The 21,846-nt window shown below is 63.1% G+C and carries 21 protein-coding genes; 9 read left to right on the forward strand and 12 right to left on the reverse strand.

What is annotated here, in order from left to right; translation table 11 throughout:
* Positions 1 to 128: 128 nt before the first annotated feature.
* From AC50X5_RS10785 to AC50X5_RS10800, 4 genes are all read right to left on the reverse strand, one after another.
* Complete coding sequence (locus tag AC50X5_RS10785) at positions 129 to 344, reverse strand: AsnC family protein (RefSeq protein WP_494976113.1); 216 nt, start codon at positions 342 to 344, stop codon at positions 129 to 131.
* A 79-nt stretch (positions 345 to 423) separates the two neighbouring features.
* A complete protein-coding gene (locus AC50X5_RS10790) occupies positions 424 to 2,814 on the reverse strand; it encodes an ATP-binding cassette domain-containing protein (RefSeq protein ID WP_494976114.1) in 2,391 nt (796 codons plus the stop codon).
* 84 nt (positions 2,815 to 2,898) lie between these two features.
* Positions 2,899 to 3,309, reverse strand: a complete 411-nt coding sequence (locus tag AC50X5_RS10795; protein WP_494976115.1) for a VOC family protein — start codon at positions 3,307 to 3,309, stop codon at positions 2,899 to 2,901.
* 5 nt (positions 3,310 to 3,314) lie between these two features.
* Positions 3,315 to 3,791: a helix-turn-helix transcriptional regulator gene (locus AC50X5_RS10800; RefSeq protein WP_494976116.1), complete on the reverse strand. Its 477-nt coding sequence runs from the start codon at positions 3,789 to 3,791 to the stop codon at positions 3,315 to 3,317.
* 215 nt (positions 3,792 to 4,006) lie between these two features.
* On the opposite strand from AC50X5_RS10800, the gene AC50X5_RS10805 reads away from it, so the two are divergent.
* Genes AC50X5_RS10805 through AC50X5_RS10815 form a run of 3 tightly spaced genes read left to right on the forward strand, consistent with a single transcriptional unit; the run spans position 4,007 to position 7,126 of the window.
* A complete protein-coding gene (locus AC50X5_RS10805; protein ID WP_494976117.1) occupies positions 4,007 to 5,266 on the forward strand; it encodes a type III polyketide synthase in 1,260 nt (419 codons plus the stop codon).
* Between the two features lie 17 nt (positions 5,267 to 5,283).
* Positions 5,284 to 5,970, forward strand: a complete 687-nt coding sequence (locus tag AC50X5_RS10810; RefSeq protein ID WP_494976118.1) for a class I SAM-dependent methyltransferase — start codon at positions 5,284 to 5,286, stop codon at positions 5,968 to 5,970.
* Positions 5,963 to 7,126 (forward strand): FAD-dependent oxidoreductase, encoded by a 1,164-nt coding sequence (locus AC50X5_RS10815; protein ID WP_494976119.1) that lies wholly within the window; start codon positions 5,963 to 5,965, stop codon positions 7,124 to 7,126. Before AC50X5_RS10810 ends, AC50X5_RS10815 begins: the two co-directional genes overlap by 8 nt.
* A gap of 40 nt (positions 7,127 to 7,166) precedes the next feature.
* On the opposite strand, the gene AC50X5_RS10820 is transcribed toward AC50X5_RS10815, so the two are convergent.
* Positions 7,167 to 7,586: a nuclear transport factor 2 family protein gene (locus tag AC50X5_RS10820; protein WP_494976120.1), complete on the reverse strand. Its 420-nt coding sequence runs from the start codon at positions 7,584 to 7,586 to the stop codon at positions 7,167 to 7,169.
* A gap of 74 nt (positions 7,587 to 7,660) precedes the next feature.
* Here AC50X5_RS10820 and AC50X5_RS10825 point away from each other — a divergent pair, with 74 nt between their 5' ends.
* From AC50X5_RS10825 to AC50X5_RS10850, 6 genes are all read left to right on the forward strand, one after another.
* On the forward strand, positions 7,661 to 8,581 hold the full coding sequence (locus AC50X5_RS10825; RefSeq protein ID WP_494976121.1) for a hypothetical protein: 921 nt from the start codon (positions 7,661 to 7,663) through the stop codon (positions 8,579 to 8,581).
* 10 nt (positions 8,582 to 8,591) lie between these two features.
* Positions 8,592 to 9,272 (forward strand): peptide deformylase, encoded by a 681-nt coding sequence (locus AC50X5_RS10830; RefSeq protein ID WP_494976122.1) that lies wholly within the window; start codon positions 8,592 to 8,594, stop codon positions 9,270 to 9,272.
* Between the two features lie 4 nt (positions 9,273 to 9,276).
* Entirely contained in the window at positions 9,277 to 10,152 is an 876-nt protein-coding gene (locus AC50X5_RS10835; RefSeq protein ID WP_494976123.1) for a putative RNA methyltransferase, read from the forward strand.
* Positions 10,153 to 10,300: 148 nt separating this feature from the next.
* Positions 10,301 to 10,762 carry an NfeD family protein gene (locus AC50X5_RS10840; protein WP_463937807.1) on the forward strand — a complete coding sequence of 154 codons (462 nt, stop codon included), beginning with the start codon at positions 10,301 to 10,303 and terminating at the stop codon, positions 10,760 to 10,762.
* Positions 10,763 to 10,842: 80 nt separating this feature from the next.
* Positions 10,843 to 11,808 (forward strand): SPFH domain-containing protein, encoded by a 966-nt coding sequence (locus AC50X5_RS10845; protein WP_494976124.1) that lies wholly within the window; start codon positions 10,843 to 10,845, stop codon positions 11,806 to 11,808.
* Between the two features lie 241 nt (positions 11,809 to 12,049).
* Positions 12,050 to 12,397, forward strand: a complete 348-nt coding sequence (locus AC50X5_RS10850) for an RNA polymerase-binding protein RbpA (protein WP_003802221.1) — start codon at positions 12,050 to 12,052, stop codon at positions 12,395 to 12,397.
* 105 nt (positions 12,398 to 12,502) lie between these two features.
* Here the strand turns inward: AC50X5_RS10850 and AC50X5_RS10855 are convergent, their stop codons facing one another.
* The 7 genes from AC50X5_RS10855 to AC50X5_RS10885 form a co-directional block, all read right to left on the reverse strand.
* Positions 12,503 to 13,237: a polyprenol monophosphomannose synthase gene (locus AC50X5_RS10855; RefSeq protein ID WP_494976125.1), complete on the reverse strand. Its 735-nt coding sequence runs from the start codon at positions 13,235 to 13,237 to the stop codon at positions 12,503 to 12,505.
* 410 nt (positions 13,238 to 13,647) lie between these two features.
* Positions 13,648 to 15,309, reverse strand: a complete 1,662-nt coding sequence (locus AC50X5_RS10860) for an amidohydrolase (RefSeq protein ID WP_494976126.1) — start codon at positions 15,307 to 15,309, stop codon at positions 13,648 to 13,650.
* Between the two features lie 79 nt (positions 15,310 to 15,388).
* Positions 15,389 to 18,304, reverse strand: coding sequence for a DEAD/DEAH box helicase (locus AC50X5_RS10865; RefSeq protein WP_494976127.1), 2,916 nt, complete (start codon positions 18,302 to 18,304; stop codon positions 15,389 to 15,391).
* 20 nt (positions 18,305 to 18,324) lie between these two features.
* Positions 18,325 to 19,119, reverse strand: coding sequence for a twin-arginine translocase subunit TatC (tatC, locus tag AC50X5_RS10870; RefSeq protein ID WP_494976128.1), 795 nt, complete (start codon positions 19,117 to 19,119; stop codon positions 18,325 to 18,327).
* Between the two features lie 47 nt (positions 19,120 to 19,166).
* On the reverse strand, positions 19,167 to 19,448 hold the full coding sequence (gene tatA, locus AC50X5_RS10875; RefSeq protein WP_494976129.1) for a Sec-independent protein translocase subunit TatA: 282 nt from the start codon (positions 19,446 to 19,448) through the stop codon (positions 19,167 to 19,169).
* A gap of 31 nt (positions 19,449 to 19,479) precedes the next feature.
* Positions 19,480 to 19,830 (reverse strand): hypothetical protein, encoded by a 351-nt coding sequence (locus tag AC50X5_RS10880; protein WP_494976130.1) that lies wholly within the window; start codon positions 19,828 to 19,830, stop codon positions 19,480 to 19,482.
* 10 nt (positions 19,831 to 19,840) lie between these two features.
* Positions 19,841 to 21,832, reverse strand: coding sequence for a helix-turn-helix transcriptional regulator (locus AC50X5_RS10885; RefSeq protein ID WP_494976131.1), 1,992 nt, complete (start codon positions 21,830 to 21,832; stop codon positions 19,841 to 19,843).
* Positions 21,833 to 21,846: the final 14 nt, after the last annotated feature.

The following is a 21,846-nucleotide window of genomic DNA, read 5'->3' on the forward strand; positions in this document are numbered from 1 at the left end:
TCCTAACTCTCATCGGGCGGGGCCCGGCTCGGAACCCTTCACCTACTCACGAAACGCGCCCCGTCGCCGGTCCGCCGCCAGCTGCACGAGTGTTTCCGTGATCGTTATGGTGTCAACGGCTTGCACGCTCACATTTTGCCGTATTTGCGGTGGACTGCCTGCTTGCTCACGCCCAGACACAGAGCGATTGCTTCCCAGGACAAACCCGCCTGACGCGCATTCCGGACAAGGGAAGCTTCGGCCCTGCTGACTTCCTTGGTAAGTTCCGCTACAGCGTAGAGCGCCTCCGCAGGGCCCTTTCCATCCATTGACGCAACAAGTGTTTTCATCCGTTCCACCTCCATGCGTCAACAATAGTTGACGCGCATTTCGGCGTCAACAGATGTTGACTCCGGAACGGCGAAAACACCGAGCCGGTAGCGGTCACCCGCCGACGTAGGCGGCAAGGTGCTCTCCGGTAAGTGTTGGCTTGGTGGCCACCAGCTCCGCCGGCGTTCCCTCGAAAACGATCCTCCCGCCGTCGTGGCCTGCTCCCGGGCCCAAATCGATGATCCAGTCCGCATGGGCCATCACCGCCTGATGGTGCTCGATGACGATCACTGACTTCCCGGACTCCACCAGACGGTCCAGCAGGCCGAGAAGCTGTTCGACATCGGCCAGGTGCAGTCCTGTGGTGGGTTCATCCAGAACGTAGACGCCGCCCTTTTCAGCCATCTGGGTAGCCAGTTTGAGCCGTTGGCGTTCACCGCCGGAGAGCGTGGTGAGTGGCTGGCCGAGGCTTAGGTAGCCGAGTCCGACGTCCGCCAACCGCTCAACGATTTTGTGGGCAGCGGGAACGCGTGACTCCCCCGTATTGAAGTAGTCCAGGGCTTCAGTCACAGGAATCGAGAGCACCTCGCTGATGTCCTTGCCGCCCAGCTTGTAATCCAGCACATCGGCCTGGAAGCGCTTGCCGTCGCACTCCACGCAGGTGGTGGCAACGCCAGCCATCATGGCCAGGTCGGTGAAGGTGACACCGGCACCATTGCACGTTGGACAGGCACCCTCGGAGTTGGCGCTGAACAATGCGGGCTTGACAGCATTGGCCTTCGCGAAAGCCTTGCGGACAGGCTCCAGGAGGCCGGTGTAGGTTGCCGGGTTGCTTCGACGGGAACCCCTGATGCCCGTCTGGTCCACCGTTACCACGCCTTCACGCCCCGATACCGAACTCCGGATCAGCGAACTCTTGCCGGAACCGGCTACCCCGGTCAGAACGCAGAGCACACCCAACGGGATATCGACGTCGACGTTCTGCAGGTTGTTTGCGTTGGCTCCCCGGATTTCGAGTTTGCCGCTGGACCTCCTGACCGTCTCCTTAAGGGCTGCCCTGTCGTCGAAATGACGGCCGGTCAGGGTGCCGCTCTTCCGCAGACCCTCCACAGTGCCTTCGTAGCAAACACTGCCTCCCGCAGTACCGGCGCCTGGACCAAGGTCGACGACGTGATCGGCAATCGCGATTGCTTCTGGTTTGTGTTCCACCACCAGAACCGTGTTGCCTTTGTCGCGAAGGCGCAGCAGGAGCCCGTTCATCCGCTGGATGTCGTGCGGGTGCAGCCCGATCGTCGGTTCGTCAAAGACGTAGGTGACGTCCGTGAGGGACGAACCCAGGTGGCGGATCATCTTGGTGCGCTGACTCTCTCCACCGGACAGGGTGCCGGAGGGGCGGTCCACACTGAGGTACCCCAGGCCGATCTCAACGAATGAATCGAGGGTCTCCCCCAGCGCCTCAAGCAACGGCGCCACCGACGGCTCGCTCAGGCCCCGCACCCAAACGGCGAGGTCGCTGATCTGCATGGCGCAGGCGTCGGCAATGTTGATGCCCTTGATTTTCGAGGAACGTGCTGCCTCGCTGAGCCGGGTGCCATTGCACTCAGGACAGGTGGTGAAGGTGATGGCCCGGTCCACGAATGCCCGAATATGCGGCTGCATCGCTTCGCGGTCCTTGACCAGCATGGACTTCTGGATTTTCGGGATCAGGCCCTCGTACGTCAGGTTGATGCCCTCGACCTTAATCTTGACCGGCTCCTTGTAGAGGAGATCATGGAGTTCCTTCTTGGTGTACTTCGCAATGGGCTTGGCCATATCGAAAAAGCCGGAGCCGCTGAAGATACGGCCATACCAGCCCTCCATGGTGTAACCGGGAATGGTCAGGGCACCGTCGCTGAGGGATTTGCTGTCGTCATACAGTGCGGACAGGTCGAAGTCAGTCACTGACCCCATGCCCTCGCAGCGCGGGCACATGCCGCCCGTGATGCTGAAGCTGCGCCGCTCCTTGGTGGTCTGGCCGGCCTTTTCAATGGTGACGGCTCCGGCTCCGCTGATGGAGGCGACGTTAAAAGAAAACGCCTGCGGCGATCCAATGTGCGGCTGGCCCAGGCGGCTGAAGATAATGCGCAGCATGGCGTTGACGTCTGTAGCCGTGCCAACGGTGGACCGCGGATTGGCGCCCATCCGCTCCTGGTCCACGATGATGGCCGTGGTCAGGCCTTCCAGCAGGTCCACGTCCGGCCGGGCCAGCGTCGGCATGAAGCCCTGCAGGAAGGCGCTGTAGGTTTCATTGATCATGCGCTGCGACTCCGCGGCGATGGTGTCGAACACCAGGGAACTCTTTCCTGACCCCGACACGCCGGTGAACACAGTAAGCCGGCGCTTGGGGATCTCGATACAGACGTCCTTGAGATTGTTCTCGCGTGCCCCCTGCACCCGGATCAGGTCGTGAGTATCTGCAATGTGGACCGCTTGCTGCCCCGCGTCTGTGCCCGTCGCCGTGCTCATCGTGTCTCCATCTGCTAAAGGGGCCCGCCAACGCCGTCGCCGGCGGGCCCACTGGCTCTATCTAAACAGTCTTTGCCTCTCGGATCAGGAGAGCTCATTGATTCGGATCATGTTGCCGGCCGGATCCCGGAAGGCGCAGTCGCGAATTCCGTATGCCTGCTGGGTCACTTCCTGCACCACTTCAGCACCGCTGGCTGCCAGGCGTTCGAACGTGCCATCCAGGTCAGTGGTCGCCAGGACTATGCGCGCGTAGTTGCCCTTGGCCATCAGCTCGGCAATCGTGCGGCGTTCGTCATCGGTCAGTCCGGGATCGGCTGCAGGTGGTTCCAAAACAATGGCCGTCTGCGGCTGGTCCGGTGGACCGACGGTGATCCAGCGCATGCCGCCATATCCGACGTCGTTGCGCACCTCGAATCCGAGGGTGTCCCGATAGAACTCCAGGGAGGCATCGGGGTCATTATGCGGGAGGAATGTCCAATGGATCGAAAGGTTCATGCGGATCAGTCTAGGTGGGCTCCAACAGCCGGTACTTCTTGATTCCTGACCGGTCTGGTGACCTGTTTTACTACGCACGACGGCATGCCGTGCGTAGCACGCGCCCGGCCCTTGTAGACACTGGGCGGGACGCCGACGAGCTCAGAAAACCTGGTACTGAAGGTTCCGAGTGAGGAACAGCCGACGGCGAAGCAGACGTCCGTGACGGACAAATCGGTCTGACGCAAGAGAGTCATCGCCCGTTCGATCCGCCGGGTCATCAGATAGCTGTACGGCGGTTCCCCGTATGCACTACGGAACTGCCTGCTGAGATGTCCCGCTGACATGTTGACGCCGCGGGCGAGCGCTTCGACGTTCAGCGGCTGAGCGTACTCCCGGTCTATCCTGTCCCGGACCCGCCGCAACAGTGCCAGGTCGCGTAGGCGCTGGGCATCAACGGCAATGGTGGTCACGTGCGCGATACTGCCACTGGTCCTGCGCATTGTCCAGCATGTTGAACGCGGGCTGTTACCTCCAAAACGCAGCACCATGAGCCAGCCCGCCGGTAACGGTCTGGTGAGAAGGGTCCCCGCAGCTCAGGATCAGCTGTACCGTGACGCGGGGATACCTCGGTTAAAAGGTGCGGCAGGGGCGCTTGAAATGGGGTTTTGTCCTTTCAGGCATTGTCTTCAGGCCGATGCTGGCCAAGAATGAAGCAATGACTGTTTACGTGAGGTCGCTCGAAACCGCAGTTCCGGCAACGGTGTTGTTCCAGCACGAAGCGCGCGACGTTTTCGCTGCCCAGCCCGGGCTGACCCGATTGGGGACGAGGCTGGTTTCAACATGTTTTGACTCTGCGGCCATTGATACCCGGTACACGGCCGTCAGGGAACTCAGCATGGATTCCCGGACCGACGATCCACAGTTCTTTGATTCGGCCACGGGGCTGCTGCTCAACCCGAGCACCAAGGTCCGCAACGATATTTTCGCCACGGAAGCGACCAAGCTATTTGTTCAAGCAGCACGCAATGCGCTTGACGCCTTCGCCGGTGCCGGGCCGCAGGACATCACCCACCTTGTCACTGTGTCCTGCACCGGGTTCTTCAACCCCGGCCCCGACTACAAGATCGTCCGCGAGCTGGGGCTGCAGCCGTCGGTGCAGCGCTTCCATCTCGGTTTTATGGGTTGCTATGCGGCGTTTCCGGCACTGCGTGCAGCCAAGCAGTTCTGCGAGGCGGATCCTGACGCAGTGGTATTAGTGGTCTGCGCCGAACTCTGCTCACTCCATGTCCGTGCCTCTAACGATCCTGACACCATCATGGGATCGGCTCTTTTTGCAGACGGCGCAGCGGCCGCCGTGGTCAGCGCCCGGGACTTCGACGGTGAGCCCCCGCTGTTGAGCCTTGACCAGATGGAGACGGTCCTGACGCCGGTGGGCGAAGAATCCATGGCCTGGAACATAGGTGACCACGGATTCGAGATGATCCTGGGGAACTACGTACCGCACATCATTGAAGAACACATCACCGGCGCCCTGGAGCCCTACTTCGGCCCTGGTGGCAGGTTGAGCGGCACGCCTTACCAGAGCGTTCCGCACTGGGCCATCCACCCAGGCGGAAGAAGCATCCTGGATAAGGTCCAGCACCGGCTGGAGCTCACAGAGAAACAATTGGTTCCTGCGCGTGAAGTGCTGAGGAACTACGGAAACATGAGCAGTTCAACTGTGCTGTTCGTCATCAGGAACATCCTGGAACAGCCCGGCGGTGAGGGTGAACAGATGTGTTCCATGGCGTTCGGCCCCGGCCTCACGGTTGAAACCGGACTGTTCACCAAGCTTCGGAGCCTCTCCCCTGCCTTCGAATCCGTCCGCGATGCCGCCGTACCCGCCGCGGTCAGCGCAACAGGCAATGTGGACGACGCTCGAGCCATAGCGGGCACCGGACACCTGTCCCCGGTGACGGTTGACACCTACCCATGATGCTGGACCATCGCGCGGTGAACGATCGCGAAAGGATGGATAATCCGGACTGCGACTTGGCCACACTGCGCAGGACTTATCAACAATTTCCACTGGTCAACAGGGCTTTCGCGGGTTGGTCAGCGGTGTACCGCAGGTATCTTCGGCCGCGGCTGTCCACGGACGTTCCCACCACACTCCTGGACCTAGGCTGCGGCGGTGGCGACGTTGCGCTGCATCTGGACAGCCTTGCCCGGCGGGACGGGTTGAGGCTCAGCGTTACCGGCGTCGATCCTGATCCCCGGGCCATGGATTTCGCCCTGGGCCGTCCGGGCCGCGGGCGCGTGACCTTCCGCCAGGCGGCAGGCCGGGAGCTGGTGGCGGAGGGGAAGACCTTCGACCTGGTCATTTCCAATCACGTCCTCCACCATTTAGGTCCCCGGGAATTCGGGGACTTCCTGCGGGAATCGGAGCAATTGTCCCGGCAGCTTGTTGTGCACAACGACCTGCGCCGCCATCCGGCCGCCTATGTTCTTTTCGGCCTTGCCGCACTGCCGCTGCGGGGCTCGTTCATCCGCGAAGACGGGTTGACGTCCATTCGACGGAGCTACACGCCGGGCGAGCTTGCGGCGGCAGCGCCGTCGTCGTGGCAGGTTGTTCCCATCCGGCCGTTCCGTCAGCTGCTGCTCACCGCCCGTGATGCCCCTGCGGACGACCATGATTGACGTCGCCATTGTGGGTGGCGGTCCGGTGGGCCTCTATCTGGCGGGCCTGCTGCTGCAGGAGGGCATAAGCGTCAGGGTATTCGAACAGAGGCTCGAACGCAGCGGCCATTCCCGGGCTATCGGAATTCATCCCCCGGCGCTGGAAGCCCTGGACCGGGTTGGCTGCTCGGACGCCCTGATCCGCGGGGGCGTAGCCATCAGTTCAGGGCACGCTTTCGGCAACGGGCGGCAGCTCGCCAAGATGGACTTCTCGGTGTTGCCGTCCCGCTATCCGTTTGTGCTTTCCAGTCCACAGATGCTGACCGAGGCAGTGCTGGAAGCACGGGTGGCAGTGCTCGACGCCGGTGCGGTGCGGCGCGGTGCCCGGGTGTCCGGTTGCTTGGACCGCGGCGGCCGCGTGGACGTTGCTGTGACCGTCACCGATGGTGCTCGCGGAGGGGAAGTTCGGACGGAACAGGTGCAGGCCCGCTGGTGTGTTGTGGCGGCAGGCGCCCGGTCATCGCTGCCACAGGAAGGGTCTGCCGGCCAGGACAGGATCCGCCAGCGGGAGTACAGGGACTCCTACGTTATGGGCGATTTCGCCGATTCCACGGGCTTTGGCAGCACGGCCGTCCTGTTCCTGGAACCTGACGGGATTGTTGAATCGTTCCCGTTGCCTGGGAACATCAGGCGCTGGGTAGCCCGGGTGGATGACTACACGCCGGACCCTACCGCCCGCTGGCTTGCCGGCGTCGTGAATGCCCGGACAGGGGCGGCGCCGGACGTGGAATCATGCTCCATGGTCAGTAGCTTCCGCGTCCGGAGCAGCATACTTCCCAGGCTCCTGAACACACGCACAGCCGTGATTGGCGACGCCGCCCACGAGGTCAGTCCCATTGGCGGGCAGGGCATGAACCTGGGCTGGCTTGATGCAGCGGAGCTTGCCCCCATCATCGCGCTGGACCTCCGCGGCTCCGCCACGGATAGTGCCGTCCGCCACTTTGAGCATTCCCGGCGCCGGGCGGCGCGCCGAGCCGCTTTCCAGTCAGAGATCAACATGATGCTGGGCCGTCCGGGTCCCGTTCCTTTGCTGGCCCTGCGGAACAGGTTCGTCGGCGGGCTGGCCGGTATTCCGGCAGTGAACAGGTACATGGCTCAACGCTTCACCATGCAGTAACAATCCGCCTGGCCGTAAGTAAGCGGCTGCCACAGACTCGTCAGTCGTCCTGGTGGTAACAGTCGTAGCTGCTCTGGCGGTAGATCAGGCCGTTCCGGACGCCGAACACCGAGCACGTCTTGGCCCGGATCAGCTGGCCGCGGTCCCAGTAGCGCAGGTCCATCAGGGACGTGGCGGACCAATCGACCTCCAACACCACGTTAACGCCGTCTGAGGTGCTCCCGGTGACATCAAACCGCTGGTCCTTGACCACTTCCCGGCTTGCGTCCGCTCCTTCCAGTACCTGTTCGAGGGACCGGACGGCGCCTTTGGGCGAGAGCAGGTTCGGCGCCTCGGTCAGCTGGAAATCCGGGGCCAGGAACGGCCGGATGTCAGCAGAACCTCCCCCGGCTTCTATGGTCCTCACAAATTCCAGCACCCGGCTGAGGGCATCATCAGGCAAGCTCAAGTGTTCCGTCATGAACCCGACACTAGCCGATCAGGATGCAGGAATTCCTCTGGTCCGGCCCCTCACCTGGGCCTAGACTGCGCTGTATGCGGGTCTCTGCGGCGGGATCAAAACCTGCGACGACGGGACGGCGGCTGGTGGCACAGGCAGCTGCTGCGGCGGCCCTTGTTGCGTTAGCCTCCTGCTCGCCCGCTGCGGGGCCCCCGGATACCGGGCCAACCGGCACTACGCAGCATACTTACACGATCGAAGTTAACCAGTCCCGCTCCAATTACGGAACGCGGCTCATTGACCTGTTAGCCACGAACAATGGTCCCGGACCCGTGACGGTTACGTCAGTCTTCCTGGACAGTGGCCTTTTTGCCGGTCCCGTGGCGTGGACGGCCGACGGCGACGGCACCGTCCTCCCGCCCGGCCAACCTAAGAGTCTGGTTACAGAGCTTCCGGAACCTGAGTGCGTGGACCCTCAACGAATCCCACCGGAGCCGGCGTTGTCCGCCCGCCTGGAACTGGGGGGCCACGGTGCGGTGGCCGCAACCTACGTGACAGACGCCTTCGGCGTCCTGGAGCGGAACCGGACGGAACAATGCCTCACCCACGCCGTAAAGGCAATTGCCGCCGTCGAACTCCTCCCTCATCTTCAACATGAAGCCACAGGGACGGCAACGCTCCGGCTCGCCATAACCCCCGCCGCGGAGGGTGCTGCCCCAGCAGGCGGTGAACTGGTGATTGAGCGGATTCTTGGGACGACCCTGCTGGCTGCCGATCCTGCGGCACCGTGGCCGGAACGAATCTACGTCCGGTCCGGGGACGTACCCCGGACTGTCCTGTTGCGGGTTCGCCCCGCACGCTGCGATCCGCACGCTGTAGCAGAAGACAAAGTAGGCACCCTGATCCCACTGGAAGTGTCCGTGGGTGGCCAGGGCGGCACCATCAAGGTGGCGGCCGGACAGCAGCTCAAGGGTGCCATCCACGACTTCGTCAGCATGACCTGCACGCCCGGCTAGGATATTGGCCATGAGCCAGCCCGCCGAATTCCGCGATTCACCTTTCAGTCCCAAAGCAGCGGGCATCCGGGAGGCGGTCCTTGGTTTGCTGGACGCCGGGGTTCTTCCGCCGATTGTGCAGGCGGGTCATCCGGCTCTGCGGCAGCCCGCCGTCAAATTTGATGGACAGCTTTCAGGCACCGAGCTGGCCCGCTTCATAGAGCTGATGCGAACGGTTATGCATGAGGCACCTGGTGTGGGGCTGGCTGCTCCGCAACTGGGTATTCCCCTGCAGCTGGCCGTTCTCGAAGACCTCTATCCGCTTGACCCGGAGGTTGCTGCAGCACGGAACCGGCACCCGCTTGAGTTCTTTGCCATGCTGAACCCGCGGTATCAGCCCATGGGCCCGGCAACAGCGGCTTTCTACGAAGGGTGCCTGTCGCTGAACGGGTTGCAGGCCGTCGTTGTCCGCCCCGAGCGGGTGGCGCTTGATTACCTGACCCCTGATGGCACGGCCCTTCACCGCGAGTTCGAGGGCTGGCAGTCCCGCATCGTCCAACATGAAACAGACCACCTGGCCGGAGTCCTGTACATTGACAAGGCCGAACTCCGATCATTGAGCACCAATTCCGAATACGCAGCCCGTTGGGCAGAGCCGGGCATCGGCCGCGCCAGCGAAGCCCTGGGCTTCATGCGCGAAGCCCAGGATTGAAGCCATGCCTGCCCACCCCAAGCCTGCCTTGCTGTGCCCCGTTTGCCGGACGCCCCTCGCTTTATCCGCGGCATCAGGGGACGAGGGCGGACCAGCCTCCATGCATTGCCAGGCGGGCCACCATTTCGACGCCGCAAAGCAGGGCTATTTTAATTTCCTGGTAGGCAAGGGAACGGTTTTTGAGGCGGACTCCGCGGCGATGGTGGCCGCCCGCCACGACTTCCTGGCCAGCGGCCATTACGACGCACTGGCTGAAGCTGTTGCCGCGGCGGTTTCCCCCGCACTGACGCGAGAATCCCCGCTGATCCTCGATGCCGGTACCGGCACCGGGCACTATCTCCGCAGGGTCCTGGACAGGATCCCCGCTGCTGCCGGGCTTAGGGCCCTTGCCATGGACATTTCAAAGTTTGCCGTCCGGCGGGCTGCCCGGCTCAACCCGGAGGCCATGAACCTGGTGGCAGACATCTGGCAACCCCTTCCGATTGCTGACCGGACCGTAGATGCCATCATGGTGGTGTTCGCGCCCCGCAATGCCGCAGAATTTGTCAGGGCACTACGGCCGGAAGGACTCCTGGTGGTGGTGACTCCGAGGCCGGGTCATCTTTCGGAGATAGCCACAGCCCTGGGAATGCTAGGGATAGAGCAGGGCAAGGACGATCGGCTGGCCGGACAGCTGGCCGGCCGGTTCGAAAAACTGGGCTTCGAGGACCTGGATGTGGCTATGGACCTGGCCGTCAGCGAAGTAGCGGACCTTGCGTATATGGGTCCGGCAGGCCATCACCTGGACCGTGCCGCCCTGAGCGCTGCGTTGTCCGGAAATGGCATCACCCGGGTAACAGCTCAGTTCAGGATCACAACGTTCCGGCCGCTCCCTGCCTGAAGTCCTGTGTACCGGCCAGAGGCACTGGAGGTCACAACTTGGCCACGTTCAGCATGGTTCCAGGACTCCCCTGCCCTCTCCGAGCATGGCGCATTACGATGAGTATGCCGCGGTTCCCATATGGACGCGGAATTGCAAGGGGGAAGAAATGTTTGAATGGATTGGTCAAAACTGGTGGGCCCTCTGGCTCACCCTGTTCCTGGCGTTTGCCGTCATTGAAATGCTCACCCTCGACCTGTTTTTCATCATGCTCGGAGCTGGTGCCCTGGCTGGCCTGGTTACTGAACTCGCGGGCGGGGAGTTCTGGCTCCAGATCGTCGCCTTCTGCGTCGTCTCGCTGCTGATGATCGCTTTTATCCGTCCCGTAGCGCTGGCGCACCTGAAGAAGGGTCCGGCAGAGCAGCGCAGCAACATCGACCGGTTGATCGGTGAGACAGCGCTGGTGCTGGAACCGGTGACCGCCAACGGTGGCCGGGTGAAAATCGGCGGGGACGTATGGAGCGCCCGCTCCGCCGCCGGAACCATCGCTGCCGGCGAAGGCGTGATCGTGGCAGCCATTGATGGGGCCACGGCAGTTGTCACGGCTCCAACGGACCCTGCGGTCAACTAATTGTTCTGCCCGCCGGGCAGGATTGTTGAACAAGCTACGGCTACAGCTTCACTTATCAAACTGGGGAATGAAGGAGATGTATGGATAACGCCGGAGGAGTCGCCGCAACAGTGGTGCTGCTGGTTCTGATTGTATTCGTGATTATTGTCTTGGTCCGCTCGGTACGGATCATCCCTCAGGCGAGGGCCGGCGTCGTCGAACGCCTTGGAAAGTACCAGCGCACGCTTCTCCCCGGCCTGACGATCCTCATCCCGTTCGTTGACCGGCTGCTGCCGCTGCTGGACCTGCGCGAGCAGGTCGTGTCGTTTCCGCCCCAGCCCGTCATCACCGAAGACAACCTGGTGGTCTCCATTGACACCGTCGTCTACTTCCAGGTCACGGACCCGCGCGCAGCCACCTATGAGATCGCCAATTACATCCAGGCGGTTGAGCAGCTGACCACCACCACGCTGCGTAACGTGGTGGGCGGGCTCAACCTTGAAGAGGCTCTGACATCGCGTGACCAGATCAACGGCCAGCTCCGTGGAGTCCTGGATGAAGCTACGGGACGGTGGGGTATCCGTGTTTCACGCGTGGAGCTCAAGGCCATTGACCCGCCCCACTCCATCCAGGACTCGATGGAAAAGCAGATGCGCGCCGAACGTGACCGCCGTGCAGCCATCCTCACCGCCGAAGGCACCAAGCAGTCCGCCATCCTGACGGCCGAGGGCCAGCGGCAGGCTTCCATTCTGGCTGCAGAGGGTGACGCCAAAGCTGCCATCCTGCGCGCCGACGGCGAAGCCCAGGCCATCCAGAAGGTCTTTGGCGCCATCCACGCCGGTAACCCGGACCAGAAGCTCCTGGCCTACCAGTACCTGCAGACCCTGCCAAAACTGGCCGAGGGTACATCCAATAAGTTGTGGATCATTCCCAGCGAAGTTGGCGAAGCGCTCAAGGGTATTGGCAGTGCCCTTGGAGGCGTCCCGGCCGAGGATAAGTCCGGTCAGGACAAGTCAGGCCAGGGCATCTTCGGCAGCGGTTCAGGATCTGAGACGCCCGCTTCGTAACCACTGCTCCGCTGATCCGGGCCCCTGCGCACTCCGCGCAGTGGCCCGGATTTTGCTGTGAGGACGGGTTTCCGTATAATGAAATATTTGTCCGGTTCGGCCATTCGAGCCGGAACAAGAACGCTTCGCAGGACGTTGAATCTAGCATGATGCAGCGTTGTGCACATCATAGCCCGGCGATGATTTCGGTCGCCGGCTAGCGCGGGGTTACAGCCTCGCGAACCGAACAGAGGGAGAAATCATGAGCGATCGCAGCCTGCGGGGAATGCGCCTGGGCGCGCAGAGCATGGAGACCGAATCCGGTGTTGAACCGGCTCCGCGTCAGCGTGTCGAGTACCGGTGTGAAGACGGCGAACAGGTGTTCGTCACTTTCTCTTCCGAGGCCGAAATTCCCCCCGTTTGGGTTTCAAAGACAGGCAAGGAAGCCCTGCTCGTTGACGGTGAGCGTCCTGACACCAGCAACGAAAAAGCTGTGCGCACCCACTGGGACATGTTGCTGGAACGCCGGAGCCTTCCGGAACTTGAGCAGATCCTCGAGGATCGACTGACCATTCTGCGCGAACGCCGTGGAGAGCGCCGCAGCGCCTGATTGGACCCGCCCTTTCTCTAGGGACGCAAAAGCGGGCCTGCCGTAACAACCGTTACGGCAGGCCCCGTTTTTTTCTTCCAGCCTGCTTTGGTCCCGTAGACGGAACTACTTGGCTGCCTTACCTGTCAGCTTGTTCCAACGAGCTGCCAGGCCCCATCTGGTGACGTTGAGCATGGCCTCGACGACAATGTTGCCGCTCATTTTCGAGGCACCGAGTTCACGCTCCACAAAAGTGATGGGCCGCTCTACGATGGTCAGCCCCAGCTTGGCAACCCGCCAGGCCAGATCCACCTGGAAACCGTACCCCACCGACTCAACCTCTGACAGGTTCAGCTTTTCAAGCGTGGTGCGGCGGAACGCGCGGTAGCCGCCAGTGACGTCCTTGATGCTCAGCCCCAGCATGAGGCGGGCATACAAGCTTCCCGTCCGGGAAATAAGCTGGCGGTGGAACGGCCAGTTAACGACGCTGCCGCCGCTGACCCACCTGGAACCCATGGCGAGGTCAGCGCCGTCCTCGATGGCATCTAGCAGCAGCGGAAGCTGCTCCGGCTGGTGCGAACCATCTGCATCCATCTCCACCAGGACGTCATAACCAGCCTCGAGGCCCCACTGGAATCCTGCGATGTAGGCCGCGCCCAGGCCTTCCTTACCCTTGCGGTGCAGCACGTGGACCTGCTGGTCCTCCGCGGCGATGCGGTCCGCAAGCTGGCCGGTACCGTCCGGGCTGTTGTCGTCAACCACCAACACATCCGACTCCGGAACGGCCGTCCTCAGGCGTCCAAGGGTCAGCGGCAGCGACTCCAACTCGTTATAGGTAGGGATGATGGTCAGGACGCGCACAGAGGGCCTTTCCGAAAGGGGACGATCAGCACGGCAGGAACCGGAACAGCCGGGTCCAAGCACAAATCCCCATTATAGGGCCACGAAGGCAGGTCCACAGTCGCGGGCCGGTTCCGTGGTGCCGCGCTGCACGGCTTTCGAAACTGTTCTCTGCACCTGTGGACCTGCCCCGGTAGCTACAGCACGCTCCCCGGCCCGATCGGTTTGGCCGAAACGTCCTGGTCTGGGCCCAAGCCCGCCGTAGCCGGGCGGAAACCGGTATTGTCCCCCACCCGTTGAAGCACAATGCTACGTGTTGCAGGACAGCTGTCAACCGGTCCCCCACCAGCCGCGACAGACGTCGCCGCAGCTCAGCGAGCCGTCTCCGGTGGAGAAGTTTCCTGGACCGGCGGTCAAGATGACGCGCCCTGTCAGCCCTTGGGAAGGTCCCCGGAGGAATAGATCTCGACGCCGTCCCGTACCGTCTGCAGGCAGACCGGATCACTCCCGGTATCGAGGGCCGGCAGCAAAGGGGTCCGGGCACGGGGATCGGTACTCCAGGACTGCACCCTGCCATCGGATACCTGGACCATCAGTTCCTCCACCTCCCAGACGGCGAAACTTGCCGGTGCTCCCGGCACCAGCTGCCCCGCCATGGGGTTTGAGTAGCGTGCAGCCCGCCAGCCTGCCCTGGTATGGCCCAGAAACGCGGCGCGGGCGGAGACCTGTGCTTCAGGGTTGTGATGCTCCACGCATGCCCGGACACTGGACCAGGGCGCCAGGGGCGTGACGGGGCTGTCACTGCCGAAGGTGATGGGCACCCCGGCGGAGTAAAAGGAAGCGAAGGGGTTCATAGACGTGCTTCGACCGCCCAGGCGTTGTTCGTACAGAGCCCCGGTACCGCCCCACAACGCATCGAAGGCAGGTTGCGCGCTGACGGACACGGAGTAACGCGCCAATCTCTGAACGGCGTCGTCATCGGCCATTTCAACGTGCTCAAAGCGGTGGCCCGCCGCCCGGACGAGGCTCTCCCCTACCTGGGCTGCAGCACGGTCCAGGGCTTCCAGGGCAACATCCAGGCCGGCGTCGCCAATCACATGGAAGCCGCCTTGGATGCCCAGCAGCGAACAAACGGCCAGATGTGTAGCGGCCTCATCCACTGAGAGATACAGCGAGCCCCGGTGTCCTGCGGCATCCGAATAATCTGAGCGGAGGGCTGCCGTGCGCGATCCGAGTGAGCCGTCAATGTTCAGGTCTCCGGCAAGGCCGCGGACCGGAGCCCCCAGGCTGGACAGCAGGGCACGGGTCTGGTCTTCGGAGGTGGCGAGTTCCGCCCAGTACGCCAGGACCTCGGGCCCGGTGACCGGCGCGTTGTTCCGGGCCACCGCCAGGCGCAGGTCTTCGGGGCTGGATATGTTCGGCCCGGCCATCTCGGCAACGGCTACGTAGCCCTGTGCGCCGGCTTCCCGGAGCGCGTGTTCCTGGAAGTCCTTCCTTGCGGACTCCGGCAGGTCCCGGGTGAACCGGCGGGCTGCCACGTGGGCGTCCCTGACGACCATTGAGCCCCCGGAGTAGCCATCGAGCCCCAACAGGTGCGCAGCTGCTGCCAGTGACGGTGACACCAGTGCCGAATGTACGTCGATCCGTGCCAGATAAAGAGGCCGCCCTGCTGCGGCACGCTCCAGTTGTTCCGGCGTCGGAAGTTCCGGGCTGGGCCAGGTGGATTCATCCCAACCATGTCCCAGGATTATTCCGTCACCGGCGGCCGCCCGCACTGCCACGGCGTCCAGGAGCTCCGTGGCCGACCTGACCTGCCCAAGTTGCAAGCCTGACAGGGCGATGCCGGTCTCGGTCAGATGGATGTGCGAATCTACGAAACCGGGCGCAACAAGGGCGCCCTGGAGATCAACAATGTCCATGGAAGCGTCGGCAATCGAGGAGGCCGCCTGCTCCGACCCCACCCACGCCACCTGGCCGTCGTCAACCAGCATTGCGGAAGCGAAGGGATCAGCGGCGGTGTAGACCGAACCGTTCCGGTAGAGGACCACGCGTCGTTCTGGGCGGGCGGCAGGGCTGTATTGGGTTGCTGTCATGGCAGGCGGACTCCTTGGATTGCACACACCGGGGTGGTGTCTCTGTGGATTATGCTTTGGGCGGCCGGGTGCTGGCCGGTCAGGTCACGGCTGAGTACGCCACCACTCCCCTGCGGATCTTCCTGATGGCCTCGGTGCAGAGCCGTGCCAGCCGTGGTTCGAGCCCGGGAATGCCGGCCAGCTGGTCCAGGAGGTCGATAACCTGCTTGACCCAGCGGACAAAGTCACCCGCTGCCAGATCCGTACCGCGGAGCACCTCCTGCAGGTGTTTGCCCTTGGCCCACTTGTAGAGCGGCCAGATCAACCCCAGTTCAGGCTCGCCCGTCAGCGGCAGTTTCTTCTGCTCCTCGAGGTCCTCGAGGGCGGACCACTCCTGGACCATGATGTCCACGGACGTTTCGAGGGAAACGCTGGGCATCCGGGGCCGGAGCCCGCCCTCCTCCCGCCGGGCCTGAAAGACCAGGGCGGAGGCAACGGCTGCAAGTTCGACGGCGTCGAGGTCGTCAAAGGCGCCCAGCCGCAGCGCCTGTGAAATCAGCAGGTCCTTTTCACCGTAGATTCGACGCAGCCGTTGGCCGTCGCGGCTGATGGAAAGCTCGCCGTCGTCCCGGGTTTCAAGGTAGCCATAGGCTGCCAGGACATCACAGACCCTGTCGAAGGTCTTGGCGATGGTGTTGGTCCTGGACTGGATCTGCCGGACCAGGCCGTCGGCCTCGCGGCGAAGCTTCCACCAGCGCTCGGACCAGCGGGCATGGTCCTCCCGCTCGCTGCAACCATGGCAGGGATGGGCGCGAAGCGCCTTTCGCAGCTCCACGATGCGCTTTTCCTGGTCGGCAGAGCCTGACCCGCCGGCGAACGCGCTGTTGCGTGCGCTGGCCGGCGATGGCGGCCGGTTTTCACGAAGCGCATCACGAACGGCCGAGGCGAGGTCGCGCCGGGACTTGGGGGTCTTGCCGTTGAATCCTTTGGGAATCCGTACGCGGGTAACAGGGGCGATCGGTCCATCCAGATCATCGTTGCCCACGCGACGCAGCTGGCCGTCGAGGGTCAGCACGGCCGGCCTGGGTTCACGGCTGTGATGGTCCGCCGCCAGGACCACTACCGTCCCGGGGGCGCGGCCCTGCGGGACCTCGATCACGTCTCCGGGCAGGAGCCTGGCCAGGGAATCGTCAGTAAGGGACTTCCTCGCCTTGGTGAGCGTACGCGAGGAGGCTTTTTCGGCGTCGGATAGTTCCCTTTGCAGGCGGGCGTACTCCGTGAAATCCCCCAGATGACAGGTCATGGACCTGGCGTAGCCGGCCAGCGACTCCTCGAGAGCCCTCACCTGCCTGGCAAGGCCCACCACGGAACGGTCAGCCTGGAACTGTGCGAAGGAGGACTCAAGGATCTCGCGCGCCCGGGAGCGGCCGAACTGTGCCAGCAGGTTGATGCTCATGTTGTAGCTGGGACGGAAGCTGGAATTCAGCGGATAGGTCCGGCGGGAAGCCAGACCTGCAACGGCGGCGGGATCGGTTCCCGGCTGCCACAGCACGACGGCATGACCTTCGACGTCGATGCCGCGCCGTCCGGCGCGGCCGGTCAGCTGGGTGTATTCGCCCGCAGTAATGTCCACGTGGGATTCGCCGTTAAATTTATCCAGCTTCTCCAGCACCACTGTCCGGGCTGGCATGTTGACACCCAGGGCCAGGGTTTCCGTGGCGAAGACGGCCTTGACGAGCCCTTCCGCGAACAGCTTTTCCACTACTTCCTTGAAGGTGGGGAGCATGCCGGCATGGTGGGCGGCAAATCCGCGCACCAGGCCCTCCCGCCATGTCCAGAAGCCGAGGACGTCAAGATCGTCCGACGGGATGTCCTGGCCGGCCTCGTCCACGCGCTGCGCGATGATGCGCTGTTCCTTTTCGGAGGTGAGCCACAATCCGGAGGATACACATTGGGCTACGGCGGCATCACAACCGGCCCGCGAGAAGATGAAGGTGATGGCCGGTAACAAGTCCTGCTTGTCCAGGCTGGCGATGACCTGCGGGCGGCTGGCCTTGCGGATGGCACCGTTGTCCTGCCCATGTCCCTGGCCGCGGCCGTAGGAGTCGCCCCGGCGTTGCTGGCGGCGTCCGTTGCGGCCGCTGTGGGCAGCGCGGGCTCGGCTGTGCGCCGGGGTCTCGTTGCGTGCCAGTGCGGTCAGTTCGGGGTTGACCTCGTAGCCGGTGCGCGCCTTAACCGGCCGTGCCACCGTGGCCTCGACAGTATTACGGTCCGCAGGCGGGGCGATCTCATCAAAGGTGGTTTGATCGGCGAAGAGGTCAATAATCTCCCTGCCGACCATTACGTGCTGCCACAGCGGCACCGGCCGGTGCTCCGAAACTATGACGTCGGTGTCGCCGCGTACTGTATCGAGCCAGGCGCCGAACTCTTCAGCGTTCGACACTGTGGCGCTGAGCGAAGCCACCTGCACCTCGCTGGGCAGATGGATAATCACTTCCTCCCAAACGGCCCCGCGGAACCTGTCAGCCAGATAATGGACCTCGTCCATGACGACGTAGCCGAGGTCGAACAGGGCGTCCGAGTCCGCATAAAGCATGTTGCGCAGGACTTCGGTGGTCATCACGACTACCGGAGCGTCACCATTGATGTTGGTATCACCGGTAAGCAGGCCTACGTTCTCCGGGCCGTATTTCTCGCTGAGTTCAAAGAACTTCTGATTGCTGAGGGCCTTGATGGGCGTGGTGTAGAACGCCTTCAAGCCGCGCTGCAACGCCAGGTAGATAGCGAATTCGCCAACGATGGTCTTTCCTGCACCGGTTGGTGCTGCCACCAGGACACCTCGACCCTCCTGCAATGAACGGCACGCCTGGAGCTGAAAGTCATCCAGTGCGAAGTCGAGCGTCCGGCGGAAGCGGCCCAGGTAACTCGCCGCTTCCGCCGCCCGCTCAACGCTGGCTCGATAGGCTTCAGAGGGTGAAAGGGAACCAGAGGAATCGGACCCGGCTGTGGAGGACATACCTCCAGCCTAATGGGCGCCTAAAGATTCTTCAGTTCGCTGCTGGGCGTTGCCATGCTGGCAGTGGCATCGGTCTCGGCGGCGATCTTGGCGGCACGCTTGTCGCGGCGGTTGTCGTTGAGGATGCACAGGCCAATGGCCGCAAAGAACAGCACCAGCAAGGGACCTGCCAGCATGATCATGGACAGTGCATCAGTGCCGGGGGCAGCAAGTGCGGTCAGGACAAATACGAGGAACACAATGATGCGCCAGGCCTTGAGGATAGTCCGGCCGCGGACAATCCCGGCCATGTTCACTCCCACCAGCAGGACCGGCACGAGGAAGGAGATGCCGAGGATGAGGAACATCTGGGTGACGAAGGTCAGGTAGTCCCCGGCAAGGACGTTGTTGGCGCCGTCGGTAGGGGTGAACTGCAGCAGGGCGCGCACGACCGTGGGAAAAACCAGCCAGCCGACGTATACCCCGGCGAGGAACAACGGCACGCCGGCCACCATGTATCCCAGGGTGTACTTGCGTTCCTTGGACGTCAGTCCGGGCGTGATGAAGGCCCATACCTGGTAGATCCAGACGGGGCTTGAAATCACCAGGCCGATCTGAATGGCAATCTGGATCTTGAACGCGAAAGGGTCCGCAATCGTCGCGAAGTTCAGGACGGCTGTGCGTCCCGTTTCCGCAGCAATGGTGATCAGCGGCGTGGAGAGAGCGTTAACAACGGGATCGTAAAGGAACCAGCCGCCGACCGCTGCCACGAGAATGCCGATGGCCGACTTGATAAGCCGGTTCTTCAGCTCCCTGATGTGATCCCAGAGAGCCATCCTCCCCTCGGGGTTGGACTTGCGGCCTTTCGTCAATGCCACTGGAATCAGATACGGCTGGACGGCGGAACATCATTTCCACCGGTCGTGCCATCGGCGTTCCGCTGCTCATTCTGCGGGTGGTTCACCACTTTGCCTTCGACAGGGCCGGTGGTGTTGTCTGCCTCGGGCTTGCCGTCGTTCTTCATCTCCTTGACCTCGGATTTGATGATGCGCATGGACTGGCCAAGGCTGCGGGCCATGCCGGGAAGCTTAGGAGCGGCGAAAAGCAGCAATGCCACGATGATGAGGATGAGAATGGGCCAGGGGCTATCAAACAGTCTTCCCACGGGAATTCCTTTCTAGGGGATACATCTACGTCTATCTTAAGTCGAGGTCGCGCAGTGACTGCGGTTGGTTCCGGAGTCTCTTGCGCTGCATGCGCCGTTGGCGGCGCAACTCCCGGCGGGACGACTTGGCGGTGTGGTAATCATGTCTTACCTTCGCTGGCGAGGCAAAAACAGCCCACCCGGGTTCGGGTTGGGCCCTATCCGCCGGCGGGGCGGCGTCCGGCAGAGCTGCCGGCGTTTGCCCCAGCTTCTCTCCGGCAGCACCAAGATCGCGCATGACGGCCATGAACTGCCGGAAGAGCCGGATTCCAAGCAGCACAAAGAGCAAGAGGGAAAGCGCTATCAGCGCGATCCAGATCACTATCCAGGACCACCAAGGCATGGTGTCCACTCTATCCTCCGTACCGGCCGAGGGCGGACTCCACCCAGTTCCGGGCAGAAAGGGCAAGCTCTGCAGGGGCCAGCACACGGACCTGGCCGCCGTGCTGGGCTACCAGCATGGGAAGCCGGTCGGCGTTGGCGATCCGGATTTCCGCCACCAGGCCGCCGTCGGGAAGGTTGGCAGTACGCTCCGCGAAGTATTCGTCGGCAAGGCCGGAACCCTGGCGGGTCAGCTGCACAGTAACCACGGTGTCTTCATCGTGAGGCGTAAAAGGCCGGGCCGGGCCTGTTGCCAGCTCTTGTGCGCCGTGCTGCACTGCATGGCCGTTGGGTTCAAGGGACTCCATCCGGTCCAGGCGGAAGTTCCGAATACCGCCTGCTCCATGGCACCACGCCTCCACATACCAGATGGTGTCACGCGAAAAGAGCCGCAGCGGATCGATATCCCGTTCACTGACTTCATCACGGAGCGGCGAGACGTACCGAAGATGCAGTTGGGAACCGGAAGCGATAGCCGAAGCGATGATGTCCATGGCGGTGCGGTCTGCGGGCACCACATCGGGCCCGCTCAGGGAAGCCGCACGGAGTCCCTCTTCCCCGGCCGCTGCAAGGAGTTTCAGCGTGACCGACTCAAGGGCGGAATCTTCGGTGAGTTCAGGAAGCCCGTTCAGTACGGAAAGTCCCGTCAGCAAGGCGCAAGCTTCCTCGACCGTGAAACGGACCGGCCGGGTCAGCTCCAGGTCCTCGATGATGTAGACGTGGTCGTCCTCCCACTGGATATCAAAAAGGTCCCCCGGATATCCCTCAGGCAGCCCTGTGCAGATAAGGATCCGCAGGTCGTCCTCGAGCTGGCGCCGCGTGACACCGAATTTGTCGGCGATTTCCTCGATGTGCAGGCCTTGGTTGTGCACAAGGAACGGCACCAGTTCGAGCATCCGGCGCAGCTGGTCTTCGGAGGTCCGCGCCCGGACGTTGCGCGCTGCCCGTTCATCGAACGTGTACTCAGGAACGGGCGACGCCGCCAGCAGCGTGGCCGCCCGCAGTCTTCGCTTGACCGAGGATACCAGCTCCTCGGGTTCCAACACCCGAACCTGCGGGCCGTAGGAGGCGAGTTCTTCGGCGAGTACCTCGGGGTCACGGAACGGCAACTGCAGAACGTCGATGCCGGCGTCGTGCATTCCTTCGGATTCTCCGGCCCTTACCAGCTTCGAGACCGCTTCTGCACGCTTGCGCAGCGGCAACAAGCGGCCCGTCGGCACTTCCACCACGGCATGCGCCAGCGGGAGATCGGGGAGTTTTGCCAGTTCCGCGCGGATGTCGAAATCCGACGGCGGCTCGAACCCCTGATCCTCCAGCACCGTTACCTCGCTGGTGAAGCGTGACAACCGGAAGTAGCGCAGGGCGTTACGCTGACGGTCCCGTCCGGCCAGGTACCAGTGGCCGAAACGACTGCCCAGGCCCCAGGGTTCCACTGTCCGAAGCTCTTCCACCCCTGTACTGCCGGCAAGGTAGCGGAATGTCACGGCGTGTCGGGCATGCATGGCAGTCACCAGGAGATCAAAGGCCTGGCCCGCCGGCTTGATGCGCGGCTGGATTCCCGCAGTTACGTCGACGTCGGCCTGGCCGCCGGCAGCCTGCAGCTTGCGGAGGGCGTTCGCTGCGGCTGTACCCAGCGCCTCCTGCTCCCACAGCTGGGCTGCCAGCAGGAGGACCGCCCACTCTTCGCGGCTGAGCTGGACGTCGGGCAACCGGTTTGATTCTTTACCGATCCGGTACCGCGTGGTGGCCGGATCATCCGAACCCCACCCCGTGTCCGTGACGGTTTCGACGTCAAAGCCGAACTGCCGGAGGTCGTTTTTGTCGCGCTCGAACATTCTGCCGAACGCGGCATCGGAGCTCGTCCGGTAGATCTTTTCCCGAAGCTCGCTGCGGCGCAGGCCATAGCGGGTATTGAGCAGTGCCATCAGGAGGTTCAGGAGGCGTTCAGTACGGGTTGCGGACACTCTGGCTACGTTAC

The organism is Pseudarthrobacter sp. MDT1-40-2 (assembly GCF_059383595.1).